Annotated in this window: 14 protein-coding genes; 9 read left to right on the forward strand and 5 right to left on the reverse strand. The window is 37.8% G+C overall.

Going from position 1 to position 13,617, the window contains the following annotated elements; all coding sequences use genetic code 11:
- The first annotated feature begins 79 nt into the window (after positions 1 to 79).
- On the forward strand, positions 80 to 520 hold the full coding sequence (locus tag OKW21_RS31880) for a hypothetical protein (RefSeq protein WP_277488060.1): 441 nt from the start codon (positions 80 to 82) through the stop codon (positions 518 to 520).
- Positions 501 to 1,322, forward strand: a complete 822-nt coding sequence (locus OKW21_RS31885; protein WP_277488062.1) for a DUF6166 domain-containing protein — start codon at positions 501 to 503, stop codon at positions 1,320 to 1,322. The genes OKW21_RS31880 and OKW21_RS31885 overlap by 20 nt, the downstream gene beginning before the upstream one ends.
- A 144-nt stretch (positions 1,323 to 1,466) precedes the next feature.
- Here the strand turns inward: OKW21_RS31885 and OKW21_RS31890 are convergent, their stop codons facing one another.
- On the reverse strand, positions 1,467 to 1,982 hold the full coding sequence (locus OKW21_RS31890) for a hypothetical protein (RefSeq protein WP_277488064.1): 516 nt from the start codon (positions 1,980 to 1,982) through the stop codon (positions 1,467 to 1,469).
- A gap of 4 nt (positions 1,983 to 1,986) precedes the next feature.
- A complete protein-coding gene (locus OKW21_RS31895; RefSeq protein ID WP_277488065.1) occupies positions 1,987 to 2,655 on the reverse strand; it encodes a ParA family protein in 669 nt (222 codons plus the stop codon).
- Positions 2,656 to 3,400: 745 nt separating this feature from the next.
- On the opposite strand from OKW21_RS31895, the gene OKW21_RS31900 reads away from it, so the two are divergent.
- The 4 genes from OKW21_RS31900 to OKW21_RS31915 all read left to right on the forward strand — a co-directional run bounded on the left by OKW21_RS31900 (position 3,401) and on the right by OKW21_RS31915 (position 7,416).
- Positions 3,401 to 3,799 (forward strand): hypothetical protein, encoded by a 399-nt coding sequence (locus tag OKW21_RS31900; protein ID WP_277488067.1) that lies wholly within the window; start codon positions 3,401 to 3,403, stop codon positions 3,797 to 3,799.
- An 8-nt stretch (positions 3,800 to 3,807) separates the two neighbouring features.
- A complete protein-coding gene (locus tag OKW21_RS31905; RefSeq protein ID WP_277488072.1) occupies positions 3,808 to 5,079 on the forward strand; it encodes a DUF5712 family protein in 1,272 nt (423 codons plus the stop codon).
- 440 nt (positions 5,080 to 5,519) lie between these two features.
- A complete protein-coding gene (locus tag OKW21_RS31910) occupies positions 5,520 to 6,995 on the forward strand; it encodes a type IV secretory system conjugative DNA transfer family protein (RefSeq protein WP_277488075.1) in 1,476 nt (491 codons plus the stop codon).
- A complete protein-coding gene (locus tag OKW21_RS31915) occupies positions 6,967 to 7,416 on the forward strand; it encodes a hypothetical protein (protein WP_277488076.1) in 450 nt (149 codons plus the stop codon). Before OKW21_RS31910 ends, OKW21_RS31915 begins: the two co-directional genes overlap by 29 nt.
- Positions 7,417 to 7,613: 197 nt before the next feature.
- Here OKW21_RS31915 and OKW21_RS31920 read toward each other — a convergent pair whose 3' ends face one another.
- Both OKW21_RS31920 and OKW21_RS31925 read right to left on the reverse strand, forming a co-directional pair.
- Positions 7,614 to 8,174: a hypothetical protein gene (locus OKW21_RS31920; protein ID WP_277488080.1), complete on the reverse strand. Its 561-nt coding sequence runs from the start codon at positions 8,172 to 8,174 to the stop codon at positions 7,614 to 7,616.
- Positions 8,146 to 8,631 (reverse strand): RNA polymerase sigma factor, encoded by a 486-nt coding sequence (locus OKW21_RS31925; RefSeq protein WP_277488082.1) that lies wholly within the window; start codon positions 8,629 to 8,631, stop codon positions 8,146 to 8,148. The genes OKW21_RS31920 and OKW21_RS31925 overlap by 29 nt, the downstream gene beginning before the upstream one ends.
- Before the next feature lie 168 nt (positions 8,632 to 8,799).
- On the opposite strand from OKW21_RS31925, the gene OKW21_RS31930 reads away from it, so the two are divergent.
- The gene (locus OKW21_RS31930) at positions 8,800 to 10,206 is read left to right on the forward strand and encodes an amidohydrolase family protein (RefSeq protein ID WP_277488085.1); all 1,407 of its coding nucleotides are present in this window, start codon (positions 8,800 to 8,802) and stop codon (positions 10,204 to 10,206) included.
- Positions 10,207 to 10,293: 87 nt separating this feature from the next.
- Here OKW21_RS31930 and OKW21_RS31935 read toward each other — a convergent pair whose 3' ends face one another.
- A complete protein-coding gene (locus OKW21_RS31935; RefSeq protein ID WP_277488087.1) occupies positions 10,294 to 10,905 on the reverse strand; it encodes a Crp/Fnr family transcriptional regulator in 612 nt (203 codons plus the stop codon).
- 153 nt (positions 10,906 to 11,058) lie between these two features.
- Here OKW21_RS31935 and OKW21_RS31940 point away from each other — a divergent pair, with 153 nt between their 5' ends.
- Entirely contained in the window at positions 11,059 to 11,586 is a 528-nt protein-coding gene (locus OKW21_RS31940; RefSeq protein ID WP_277488089.1) for a c-type cytochrome, read from the forward strand.
- 28 nt (positions 11,587 to 11,614) lie between these two features.
- On the forward strand, positions 11,615 to 13,582 hold the full coding sequence (nosZ, locus tag OKW21_RS31945) for a Sec-dependent nitrous-oxide reductase (RefSeq protein ID WP_277488091.1): 1,968 nt from the start codon (positions 11,615 to 11,617) through the stop codon (positions 13,580 to 13,582).
- Positions 13,583 to 13,617: the final 35 nt, after the last annotated feature.

Below are 13,617 nucleotides of genomic sequence, written 5' to 3' on the forward strand. Positions count from 1 at the left end.
CTGTTTAAGCTTTTCACAAAAATTTTCGGAGCCGTTAAGGCTCCGGCTTTCATGTAAAGGGTAAAAAGTCATGTTTCGCATGAAGAACCGGTATGTAATCAGAATTCCATATCTTGTGGCTAAAAAGATGAGCCAGGATATGCACCAAGATCAGAAAGCAGCGGAGGAATTAGATGAACAACGCGTGAAGATTGTCCGTAAGATTGGGCAAAAGTTGGAGGAACAACTTTCTACCAGAAACTTAAGTGCCAACCGGATTGCCAAGACAACTGGTATGAAACCGGAAACTCTTTATAGAATTCGCGATGGGTCTCAACTACCTTCCTGTGAAACTATAATCAAAGTAAAACAGATGATTCCTAATCTCGACCTGAATTGGTGGCTTTTTGATCAGGGGGATTCCAATCTACAATCTTCAGAGGCTTTAAAAGCTGAAAATGAATACCTTAAAACAGAGATAGAGAAGTATCGCAAAATGGTAATAGAGATAAGCAGATTGATTGAAAAATCTGTACCCTAAAATTTTTCATGTTGAGTTGATGAAAACAATTACAGTTAGATTACAATGCCAGATCCGTTCAATTGAGCTTTCTAAGACTCTTAATGATTATGAGAATGACCGTCTTTATTATGTTAACGATGATAAATTGCCGCTCTCTTTGGCTGAAAGCTTGAAGGTGCGTAATCACTCTCCCTCCGGTTTTAATCATGGGTACGGGGGATCATGTCCAGCGCAATTGGCCTTGGCGGTCTGTTTAAGGATATATCCTGATAAAGTTGCTGAACAGGTCTATCAATTTTTTAAAGATGAGTTTATTGCTGCCCTACCCAATCCACATCAGGAGTTTAACTTACGTCTGGAAGTACCGGTAGACCCGATTGTTTATTGGGATTTGCCATTTTATAGTTCATACGAAGAAACAGAAGCAGAAAATGAATATCCTGATGAAGAACCCACAGCTGAAATTGAGCTTTGGGAAAAAGAACTTGCTAATGCATACCGTTCTGTCAACAAATTGCCGGGAGCATTTCGCTATGATTTCATTGGTTATCATAATTACCAATCATGCTGTTACCTACGGATAATCAACCCTAATATTGATGATGGTAAAGTAACAGTTATCACTACTGACATAAATGAAGAGATAAAAGATGCTGGCACTTCAATTACCAATTCTGCAGAACAGCTAACAACTCAGGTATGTCAGGAACATGAAATTCCATCTCAAAAGCTTCGCTGGATTGAGCGATATGTTCGCAAACCATCCGCTTGTCAGTTACAAAGACAGCAACCATATAAATTTGAGGAGGAATGGAGCTAAGTCTCGTTTCTTCACCAAAATGGCAAACTATTTTCCCCAACATGGAAATTTTTGAACGGAGAAGATGTAAATCACATCTGAATGAAGTTAATGTTCAAAAGAGAAAATAAGTGAAATAGGAAAAGCCCTGAAAAATTTCAGAGCTTAAAGATCAAGAACTGGCATATCAGGAAGCTTACCTGATTTTTTTAGATGTTTAATATAGTATCTTACAGCTTCAGTTGTAAAGTCTAGCTTATTAGCTTCCATTAATGTAGAAGCTAGTTTTACCACTTTAGAGACATTCTGTGGGACTGAAATAGTTGTATACGTTATCTCCCCTTCCCCATCTTCTCTTTTTTTCTTTTTAGGGCCTCTCTTAGCCTTTTTCTTAGGTTGAGTGGACTCTAGGGTTTCAGAAATAGGAGAAGTCTCTTCTTGAGTCTTCTCAGGAGCTATTTCAGTATTGTTGTTTGGTGTAGCCACCTCATCCTTGTGAATTTTAGTTGATATTTCTTCATTTGACTGATCAGCCGGAACGATCTCGCCTTCGCTTTTTTCTTCTTTATTCTTTTGATAAGCCTGGTTAAAAGACTCTTCCCTAAGCTTGGCAGCAGCAGCTTTTCTATTAGTCTTTTTTTTCTTTGGATTTACATTCGCTATAATACTTTGCTTATTCATAATGTTACAATTTATACTTTTCCACAAATTCATTCATAAAAGCGGTAAACTCTTCTTTTACAGCATTCAAATCTGAGTTATCACTTGACATATAACTTTCATATGTATTCCATCTTGCGTATGCTACCAGGTCTCGCAGGCCATTTTCAAAAATATTTACTCCTACCTCCTTGCAATAATCACGCATGGCTTTTTCTTCTATTCTCCCTCTCTTCTGATTAAGCATGGCATACAATAAAAAATCAGTATCTTCTTCCTCCTCTTTTTTGTAAGTTTCTATTTTCCGAATTGTCTCAACATAATTAAGTGTACTGTATAGATCCGCTTTTCTGGCGATAATGGGTAGCAGGACTCTGTTTGCCAGCATCATTATCTCTAATATATCATTATCACTTGTACTTCCCTGCAGATCTACAAAAACGACGTCATATTGGTCTTCTAAATTATCCAGATATTCAGCTACCTCTTTGGTGGGAAGCTTCTTGACTTCATATGGAAATTCTTCTAACTCTAATTCATCAGCTTCTCTGAAGTCTGTAATAGTGCCTTGTTCATCCCCATCAATTACCAAAACTTTTTTCCTAAAATCTATTGCTAAGGAGTTTGATATTAGAGCTGTTAAGGTCGATTTTCCTGCCCCTCCCTTTTGTGCTGAAATTAAAAATATATCCATAAATGAATTGCTGATATAATTATAAAATTTTCCAATTAACAAGTTATATAATTAAGTAATAATATGCTCATTTCATGATACAATTATAAAAATAAAAAATTAAATAATAATAAAATTATATGCTAACATCACCATTTAATTAAAAATCATAATAATTGTATAAATACATAATTATAAAATTTTACAATTAATAAGATATATAAATATGTAGTTAAGTAATAAAATAATCATCCTATAATACAGTTATAAAACTAAAATATGAAATAATAATAAGAGTATATAATAATATAAACATATACTTACTAAATTTTATACCTATAAAATTATATAATTACTTAGCTATTATGTTATAAACCTATATAACTAAGATATGACATAATTATCTAATCACACAACAAAACAATTACATAAATAAACAATCAATTAATGATAATATAAAATACTCAAATAATTTTTTAATCATTAAACGATTTAGGTATAAAACTATAATATTAAACACTATCAAAATTAAATAATTATCTAATTAGATAATTATTTAATAAATAAGAATTAATTAAAGATAAAGAGTTGTATTAAATCTCAGCAGCAGCTAGAAGTAAAATAAAATATTGAAAAATTATAGATTTAATCTTCTGACTATGAGAGTCTTATGCAATAATACAAGTACTTATTAATTATTACATGTTGCTTTTATTTTATAAAGTACTGATATTCAATATAGTTAAGTAAACAAATCTAAATTATTATGTCTAACCGATATGTAGTAACTGTGAGTAAAACAATGAGAGAAAAAGTGGGAGAGGAGGCAAATCGTTTAGATATGAAGATAAAAGATTATGTCCAGGATGCGCTTGTTTTTTTTATAACAAGGAAGATTAATCCAGCTACATATGATCCTGGAAAAGAATTTGATTTAGTACAAATAATGAAGCAAAGTTCTGAAAATATGTTAAATAAAATTGCAGAACAAGAGGATAATGTTCTAATGAAAATAACTGAAGAGATGATCAGAACTCGATTGTTGCAAGAAGCTCAAATTAATATCTTGATTGAAAAACTGATAGAGCCTGAACTGAAAGAAAAAATACAGAGAGAAATAGCTGAATATGTTGAACAAACTTTAAAATCATCTATAAAAAAATGAGTTAATTCATGTACATCAAGATAATTCAACCTAATAAAGATGGCAATAAAATTTATCAAAATAGTGGATCCGTAAACCAGTTAATTGCATATCTCCGTAATGATTATGTATTGGGAGAAGAAGATGAAAGTGTTTTTTTTAATCATGAAAATGATAAAATTTATGATCATGAAGTTGAGGTTAGAATTGATGAAAGTAGTAAAAAATTAAAGCCATCAGAAGAGAAATTTTACTCGATAATAGTGAGTCCGGCGGAGGAAGAGTTATTACATATTGATAATAAAGATGGGAAGTTAAAAGAATATGTAAGACAAGTCATGAATAATTATGCTGCTAATTTTCAGCTCAAGAACAGAATCAATTTAAGATCAAGAGATTTGGTATGGTATGCGGCTATTCATAAAGACAGAGAAATAAAAAACTTGGATTTGAAAAGTGGACGATTATTGTCGGTCAAAGAAGCTCAGAGGGTAAATACTTTGAGAAGGAGTAGTAATCCTAATGATCAAATAGAGATTTCAAAAATAATAAATAGGGCTGAGGAAAGGGAAAGCAAAAAGTATCAGCCGGCACAATTTATTGCCGGAAATAAAAAGCCGGGCTTCCATAAACATGCTCATATAATTGTTAGTCGTTTGGATGCAAAACAGGAGAATGTTCTTAATCCGCGGTCCAGGCAATCTACATTCCATATCAAGAAATTTCAGGAAAAGAGCGCAAGAGATTTTCAGCAGATGTTTGATTATAAGCATGAAACCATCAGCAAGGGTTTTTATCAAAAATATAGCACTGAGGAACACAACTACTTTCACAAGAAGATTGAAAATACAACTGATCAAATCAATCGACATTTAGGTGAGGAGAAAATTGACGTAGGTCGGTTAAAGGAAATTGGGAATGAATGCAGTTATAGCCGGGCATTTTTTATAAATTTGACAAAGCTCAAATACAGGTTTACGAAAGGAAACTTCTCTCACGATCCTTATTTTTTTGTAAAACACGGAAGAGATCAGAAGCAGGAAGAATATTTAGGTAAACTTGATGATTCCAAAACTCAAAATCAGGAAGCTATATTAGCATCAGGAAATGAGCATGGGGTACCTACTTATTCAAAGGGTAGGAGTGAGGGTATGACAGCATCGCAGATGCTTAAGGCTTTAGGTAGTATTCGAGGTGGTTCCATAGCAATTAAAGAAACGCTCGTACTGGATGATGAGCGAAAGCAAATGAAAAAATCAAAAGAGAAGGGTAGGGGAGAGGATCAAAATGAAATTTCGTAAATATGTTTTTGTCAAGACAATTGCTCCAGATAGCATTTTTTTTCCTGTTGATAAGCTTATTGCTATTAGGCGTTGATTATTACTTATTGGTTCATTTTTATGGGGATTTAGCTAATTGGCTGGTTAAGCCTCTTGGAATTTTAGAGAAACTTATTATACCACTCAGAATTCTATTACTATTTAGTTACTTCATGATGGTTACTATCAGCTCACGAATGCCACGGTATAGTGGCCCAAAATATCAAGAGTTAATGATACATAAGAGCATTCAATGGTTTGCATTTTTTATCACAATTGGCTGCGCTTATACTTTTCTCAATATTGAAAAAATGTCAATATCTTTCATATTGGGGTATCCCGCTTCTGTCGTCGGCATATTCATTTTTTTTCCATTATGCGGTTTTTTGTTTCCTACTAAAGAACAAAAACTTGGAAGTTTGGTGAAAAGGAAGAAAATCAACAACCCAGATTCTATTAACCTTAAAACCAAGGGCAGGGGATGGGTGAATGTCACAGAACCTTTTCGGCATACCATTGTCATCGCAGGTTCAGGGTCAGGAAAAACAGAATCAGTAGTTCGTCCTTATATGTCTCAATTCATTGAAAAGGGATTTTGTGGGATCTTGTACGACTATAAATTTCCAACACTGACAAATGAATTAAATACCATCCTTATCCAAAATAAAAGAAAGGCAAACTTACCATTGTACGTGTTAGACTTTGAAAACGTAAGTCGCTGTCATAGAGTAAATCCTATTAGAGCAGATTATATCAAAGAAGTAAGTTATGCTGAAGAAATTGCCACCAGTATTTACAATAACCTGGATCTAAGTTCAGTCAAACACAACGGAAACTTTTTTACCCGTAGTGCTATCAACTGGTTTACAGCAATTATCTGGTTTTATAAGGTTAAGCATCCTGAACAATGCACATTACCTCATGTTTTCAATACCATTTTGTACCAGGATTACCAGCATGTATTTTCCATGTTGTTGAGCGAAGATACAAGTGGAGACTACATCCGCAGCATCGTTACCTCATTGGACACCAAAGCAGATCGCCAGTTAGGAGGGCAGGTGGCGTCATTGCAAAATGTAATTGCCCGTTTGAACACACCTAAATTGGCCTGGATTCTGTCCGGCAACGATTTTGACCTGGATATTAATAATCCTGAAGACCCGAAACTGCTATCTGTTGGAATGAGTCCTCAAATCAGGAAATCACTTGCTCCGGTGATAAGTTGTATTTTTACAGTTGCATTACAACAGATGAATGTAGAAGGTAAGCACAAAAGTTTCCTTATGCTGGACGAAGCTACTACCCTTTATCTTGATGACTTGGACCATATAGGAGCTGTAGCACGGTCAAATAAAATTGCGATGGTCTTGATTGCTCAGGATACAGCCATGTTAGTTGAAAAATATGGGTTGCAAAAAGCACAAACCATCATTGCCAATATGAACAACATGTATTTCGGAAGAACCAACCTTCCTCAAACTGCAAAAATTGTAAGTGAGACTATCGGTAAAGAGGAAAGAGAAATAATTTCTAAAAATGAAGGTACTAGTTACCACAAATATGATCAGGGAAATTTAAGCCACGGATTTAGTGTACAGGAAAGAGCAATAGTTAAACCTGAAGAGGTACAAACGCTGAAAAAGGGAGAATTTGTTGGTAGATCCACAGATGAAGCTCAAAACTATTTCTTTGCTAAATTTAAGAGACATCGATTCCGCACACTGTATACCTTAGAACCTTTCGTGGAATTTTTACACCAGAAAGATAACAAGCAAGTGAAAGACAGAGATATTGTCATCAATCAAAATTTAGATACTATTAAATCAGAAGTGAAATCAATAGTGAACAGCTATAAAAACGTATATGCTGATGCAGGCACTTCACTCACATCCGAATAAGCCTAAAGGTGCTGCTGATTTTATAAAGAATATTGTTCTGAATGATATTCCTTTCTCTAAAGGCTTGTATTTAGCTGAAACTGTATGGGAAGATCCAAAGATGGCTTCAGTCTATTTACATCGTCTAGAGGGGCTTATACAGGCTGATACGGACCTAAATGAACAACGAGATACCTATGCAATCATAATTGACGGACCGGTGATGTATGCATATAATGTTGGTGGATTTCCACAGCCTGATTTTTATTTGTTTGACTTTTCTTATTTTAAAACAATTGAAGAGAAGTCGGAGCGATTTCGTTTCTTATCTTATGCCTGCCTTGGTGGGGAAAACATACCTGAAAATACCCTTGTTCATCTATATGACCAGCATAAAAAAATAATGCTAGAAGAGTTTTATTCAGAAACAACTTCTCAATAATAGTTTTCCCTATAGAGGTAAGTGCAAAAAAAATGGTTTTGAACAATTAGTAAAGACAACTTATATAAGTGATTTTTAAACCTAATTGGTATCTGCTTCAATTTGGCTATTCGCCTTTAACAATTTGTATCAAACAAGAATAGGTATAAGTCACCTATGACTATAAAGTTCTGTTTTACTATCCTAAGACAGAGACCTTAATGATTCATTTCCTCCAGAAGTTTCTTCAAGGAATGTATCCTTCTTACATAAAATATCCAGGCATAGGATAACAGCACCACTTCAATAACAAAAAGTACAATGAGCACGGAAGTACCCTCCGCAGAAGAAAACCATTCAGACCAGGACATGAGATTCTGTCGTAAAATCTTAACAGTAATAATGACAATAACTCCCACCATTTGAATGCTTACAATGAATCCAATCACAAATGTCCATAACACTTTTATGGTTTTTTTCAGAAAGCTCTTCACATCCTCTAACAACTGTAGCTGTTGTAGTTTTCTTAAAGTGATGATGTTTAACAATGTGCCAAGCAATACAGTGATAAAGATCAGCAGGGTGATTTCATTCCCTACAGCTTTATGAAAAAAGAAAAGAATAGCCAATAATGCCCAGGAACTATATAGTTCAACATATAAAAGACGTTTGAAGCGCACTAATTCTGAGACAGATTTTCTGTTCACTATAGCGCTGATTTCATCTTCTTCCAAGGTCTTCTCCTGGATTTCACTCCATAAGTCTTGCAGATCTTTCATCAACTATTTTTTTTAATTGTTTTTTAATTCTATTGATCTTCACACCAATATTTGAAAGGCTTAATCCCACAACTTCGGCGATTTCGGCATGTTCTTTTTTTTCCAGGTAAAGCATGATGATGGCCCGATCAATGGGTTTCAATAAAGCTATGGATTGATATAAAATATGTACCGGACTATCAGAATCATAAGGTTGAGCCTGCCGATCGGCTATTTTTGAAATCAGCACATTTTCAACAGGATATTCAACGCTCTTTTTTCTCTTATTCAGATTATACAGGCATACATTTAGGGTCAACCTATATACCCAGGTTCCTGATTTAGACCTTCCCCCAAATTTGTCTATGGACTTCCAAAGCTGATAACAGACTTCCTGCACATTATCTTCAAAGTCCTCTGTAGAATCAGCATATCCTCGGCATAGTTTTCGGATGATGCCGTAATGTTCCTTTAACATAGTATTGAATCTGTCTTTTCTCTTTGGAGAGCTCATATATTGTGCATTAGCCTTTGCCGCTTATTAGTACCGGCAAGCCTCTATTGTTTACATTTCTTAAAAAAATTATTCTTCATGTAAAGAATCAGTGCGGTGAATTACTAATCCTGTCAACACATAAATTAAACAATGATGATGACAGAAAAAATACTGATCTTTTTGGTAGTAACTGTTAGCCTGTGCTGTAGAGCTTACGGACAGGATATATGGATCAAAAACACAAATGTAATTGATGTAGAAAATGGCCAGGTAAAGGAGAATATGGATATCCTTATCAAGGATGGTCTTATCTTTGAAATTTCAGATCATCAGACACAAGAGAAGAAACCAGATAATGTAGAAGTCATTGATGGTTCGGGTAAATATTTGCTACCGGGTTTTGTTGACACCCATGTGCATATGGCTATGGGGGAGGTAGAAGTATCGGTAGTTGATGGACAGCCTACCATAGGAATGAACTTGGAAGATGAACTGCCCGAAATTACTGCAAGTTTACTCTTGAAACATGGTATCACCACAAGCAGAGATCCCGGTGGCTTCACCGAAGTAACTGTTCAGGTAAAAGAAAACATTGCTTCCGGAAAGATGATGGGTCCCGAACTATTTGTAGCGGGTAGCATCTTGGATACCACCCAGTTTACTAATTTGGTAGCTCAGGTAAAGTCAAAAAGTGAAGTGGTGGAGGAAGTAAGAAAACAGAAAGCAAGTGGAGTGGACTTTATCAAGTTCTATACCTCCTTACCGCCTGAGCTACTAGAAGCGGGTATCCGGGAAGCACATAAGATTGAGCTGGAAACAATCGCACACCTGCATAATACCTCCTGGACTGAAGCATCCAGGCTCGGCATTGATAACATTGTCCATATCATCCCTGTAAGTGACATCTACATTCCGGATGAACACAAGGCGAGCTACCACCAAAGTGTGCTCATGGGTAGCAAGGCATTTTATAAGTGGTTTGAATATGTGGATCTAGAAAGTGAAAAGATCTCAGAACTGATCAGCACACTAAAGAAAAACAATACTTCTGTTGATCCAACATTGGTTGTATTCCACGCAACTTTTTTCGGCAACACTTCAGCCTATAAAACCCATGAGCTTCTCAGTGAGCTTCCTGATAAAATGATAGAGAACTGGCAGACTATCTTCAATTTCAATCTCGGATGGACAGAACAGGACTTTATAGATGCACAGAAGATTTGGCCCAAAGTACAGAGGTTTGTCAAAATGCTGCATGATCAGGGTATCATGCTCACTACCGGAACAGATACTAACAATCCCTGGATTATCCCAGGTGGCAGCTTTCATCGGGAACTACAGTTATTAACAGGTTGTGGATTAACAAATGCTGAAATCTTAAAGATGGCCACGCTTAACGGTGCAAAACTCTTAAAGGTTGAAGATCGTATCGGTACGATTGAGAAAGGAAAAGAGGCTGATTTGGTTCTGCTCAGCTCTAATCCATTGCTGGATATTCAGAATGTCAAAGACATTGCCATGATCATTTCCAATGGGGTCAAGGTTGAGTTGAAGTAAAATAATAAAATCGCAGCTGCCCAAGAATTGCGTCTAATAATACTGTCTTTGTAGGTGAAAAAACGCTTTGGACAGCTGTGAGATTGCTTATCGCTTCCTGTGTACTTTGCGGCGGATAATTTTTACTTTACCTTTTTCCTCCAGTGCTTTGATGCTTCGGATGACAGTCTCTACTCTAAGCCCTGTCATATCAGCAATCTGCTGCCGGGTAAGTGGTACTTCGTAGTACTGTTCACCTTCATGTTCCTGAGACTCTTCATGTTTTAGGTAATCAATCAGTGTCAGGATACGGTGCTCAGGAGGGTGGCTGGACATTTCCCGCATGATCATGGCTTTGTACTGCAGGCGTTTGCTGAGCGTACTGGTAATCATCCAATGTATCTCAAAATTCTCCTTCAGCAGTTGGATAAGATTTTCTTTGGAAAGTTTCAGCAGCACTGAATCTTCCACGGCAACGGCATTACTTGGATAGTCAAAGTCGGAAAAGAGGGGAGGTTCGCCAAAGCTTTCACCCTCGTGAAAGATGCCTTGCGTAAACTCCTGCCCATCAGGACTAAAGTTGACCATCTTGACACTGCCCTGTACAATCTGCCAGTAGTATAGCGCTCTTTCCCCTTCCATAAAGAGCATTTCATCTTTACTGACATTACTTTCTCTGGCTCCGTATTTCTTCAGTATTTCGGTTTCTATCATGCTCATGCTTCACCTTCATTAAAAAATATTAAGTCTAAAACGGCTAAAGGCTATCCCATAAAATTAAAAAAAATAAGCGTTAACAACGCTATATGATTCAAATCATAAACACTTCAGTCCAGGCCCTCCTACTTTTGAAACAACAAAATAAGATTCATTATGAAAACCCTCAACAATACACCTAAAGTACTAAAAATCAGTGGAAACCTAGTGCTGAGCCTGTTATTCAGCGCACTAATGTTTGGCTGTGGTAGTAATGCCGGAAACGAAAATGCATCTACTGCATCTGATAACACTGAGCAGACACAGGAAAATACAGAAGAGTTGACCGAGGAATTGACTGACCCTATGGATAATAAGGGAGTCGGTCCGGTAGATCATGTTGACCTGGGTCCGATAGACGTAACGATGGCGGCAGAAGGTAAGGTGATTTTTGAAGAGAATTGTACCGCCTGCCACCAGTTGGAAGATCGTTATGTAGGTCCTGCACTAAAAGAAATTACTGCCCGTCGTTCTCCAGAATGGATCATGAATATGATCATGAATCCTAATGAGATGGTGCAAAAAGACCCTGTCGCTAAAGCTCTACTGGCAGAATACTTATCTCCCATGGCCAATCAGAATATCAGCCGTGAGGATGCCAGAAGGATACTGGAATACTTCCGCTCAGTAGATGAAGTAAAATGAAACAATAACCATCAAATCAGTAAACGTCATGATACATTTCATAAAAAAATACACCGCTTTGATCCTGAGTGCAGCTTTTACTTTTGCCTGTACTCCCCAGCGCTCAAACAACGAAGCCGGTGGCGTAATGAATGTCAGCAACGCTGCCTCCAAAGTATATGTAGCCCCCGGAAACCATGATGAGTTTTATGCTTTTATGTCGGGAGGGTTTAGCGGACAGATCAGCGTATACGGCTTACCTTCCGGCAGATTGTTCAGGGTGATCCCCGTTTTTTCTCAGGATCCGGAAAAAGGTTATGGCTATAATGAAGAAACCAAGCCTATGCTGCAAACCTCTTATGGTTTTGTACCCTGGGATGATGCCCACCACCCCGAACTCTCTCAGACCGATGGAGTGCCGGATGGCCGCTGGATTTTCATCAATGGTAACAATACTCCCCGCATTGCCAGAGTAGATCTGAGTACATTTGAAACTGCCGAAATCATTGAGATTCCAAATTCTGGGGGTAATCACTCTTCACCCTTTATCACTGCCAATTCTGAATATGTGGTAGCTGGTACCCGTTTTAGCGTACCGATTCCTAATGAAGATGTGGCGCTGGATCAGTACAAAGAAAAATACAAAGGTTCACTGAGCTTTATCAGTGTGGATCAGGAAAGTGGTGACATGGATATGGCTTTTCAGGTGCTGGTACCCGGCTATGATTATGACCTGGCACATGCCGGCAAAGGTCAGTCACATGGATGGGTATTCTTCACTACTTACAACACTGAGCAATCCAATACGCTGAAAGAAATTGGCGCATCACAAAACGACAAGGATTTTATTGCAGCCGTCAACTGGAAGAAGGCTGAGGAATATCTGGCACAAGGAAAGGCCAAGGAGATGCCTGCTTCTTATTATAATAATGAGTACAGCGATGAGACTCATTCCGCCACTGCCACTCAGAAAAAATCTGTAAAAGTGCTGATTCCTGAAGAATGTCCCGGACTTGTCTACTTCCTGCCTACACCTAAGTCCCCTCATGGTGTAGATGTAGATCCTACCGGAGAATATATTGTGGGTAATGGTAAATTGTCAGCGGATATGTCGGTGCACTCCTTTAGCAAAATGATGCAGGCCATTGAAAATGAAGATTTTGAAACTACCATAGATGGTATCCCAGTGCTTAAATACGAATCAGTGCTGGATGGTATCGTGAAGCAGGCGGGATTGGGGCCGTTGCATACTGAGTTTGACGGCAAAGGCAATGCCTATACCTCTTTCTTCATCTCTTCAGAGGTGGTGAAATGGAAGGTGGATTCCAAAGAGGTAGTAGATCGTGCACCCACTTATTACTCCATAGGTCACCTGATGATTCCTGGTGGTGACTCTCAACAGCCATTTGGCAAATACCTGGTCGCGCTGAACAAGATCACCAAAGACCGATATCTGCCAACCGGCCCGGAACTGGCACACTCTGCCCAGCTCTACGATATCTCCGGAGATAAAATGGAATTGTTACTGGACTTCCCTACCATCGGTGAGCCACACTATGCACAGGCTCTCCCTGCCGAACTGGTGAAGCCAAGATCTGTCAAGACCTTTAAGCTGTCAGAGAATCACCACCCTCATGCTGCCAAAAAGGAAAACGAGGCAAGGGTTGAGAGGAACGGCAATGAAGTACATGTGTACATGACTTCCATTCGCAGTCACTTTGCTCCGGACAATATTGAGGGTATTGAAGTGGGAGATAAGGTATACTTCCACCTGACCAACCTGGAACAGGATTGGGACGTGCCTCACGGACTGAGCATCATGGGTGCTAATAATGCTGAATTGCTGGTGATGCCCGGACAGACTGAAACACTGCTCTGGGAACCGCAGAAAGCCGGTGTGTACCCTTTCTACTGTACCGACTTCTGCTCAGCACTGCATCAGGAAATGCAGGGCTATGCAAGGGTTTCTTCCAAAGGAAGCAGTGTTGCCCTGAGCTGGAAAACCGGAAATAAATGATAAGAGCATTGGCTTCCCACTTAGGGAAGCCTGCT

The organism is Catalinimonas alkaloidigena (assembly GCF_029504655.1).
Lineage (GTDB): Bacteria > Bacteroidota > Bacteroidia > Cytophagales > Cyclobacteriaceae > Catalinimonas > Catalinimonas alkaloidigena.

What these genes read in the sequence shown, in the direction of transcription:
- OKW21_RS31880 (WP_277488060.1), top strand. Translation starts at nt 80, where the DNA reads ATGAAGAACCGGTATGTAATCAGAATTCCATATCTTGTGGCTAAAAAG.
- OKW21_RS31890 (WP_277488064.1), bottom strand. Translation starts at nt 1,982, where the DNA reads ATGAATAAGCAAAGTATTATAGCGAATGTAAATCCAAAGAAAAAAAAG.
- OKW21_RS31895 (WP_277488065.1), bottom strand. Translation starts at nt 2,655, where the DNA reads ATGGATATATTTTTAATTTCAGCACAAAAGGGAGGGGCAGGAAAATCG.
- OKW21_RS31900 (WP_277488067.1), top strand. Translation starts at nt 3,401, where the DNA reads ATGTCTAACCGATATGTAGTAACTGTGAGTAAAACAATGAGAGAAAAA.
- OKW21_RS31905 (WP_277488072.1), top strand. Translation starts at nt 3,808, where the DNA reads ATGTACATCAAGATAATTCAACCTAATAAAGATGGCAATAAAATTTAT.
- OKW21_RS31915 (WP_277488076.1), top strand. Translation starts at nt 6,967, where the DNA reads ATGCAGGCACTTCACTCACATCCGAATAAGCCTAAAGGTGCTGCTGAT.
- OKW21_RS31920 (WP_277488080.1), bottom strand. Translation starts at nt 8,174, where the DNA reads ATGAAAGATCTGCAAGACTTATGGAGTGAAATCCAGGAGAAGACCTTG.
- OKW21_RS31925 (WP_277488082.1), bottom strand. Translation starts at nt 8,631, where the DNA reads ATGTTAAAGGAACATTACGGCATCATCCGAAAACTATGCCGAGGATAT.
- OKW21_RS31930 (WP_277488085.1), top strand. Translation starts at nt 8,800, where the DNA reads ATGATGATGACAGAAAAAATACTGATCTTTTTGGTAGTAACTGTTAGC.
- OKW21_RS31935 (WP_277488087.1), bottom strand. Translation starts at nt 10,905, where the DNA reads ATGAGCATGATAGAAACCGAAATACTGAAGAAATACGGAGCCAGAGAA.
- OKW21_RS31940 (WP_277488089.1), top strand. Translation starts at nt 11,059, where the DNA reads ATGAAAACCCTCAACAATACACCTAAAGTACTAAAAATCAGTGGAAAC.
- nosZ (WP_277488091.1), top strand. Translation starts at nt 11,615, where the DNA reads ATGATACATTTCATAAAAAAATACACCGCTTTGATCCTGAGTGCAGCT.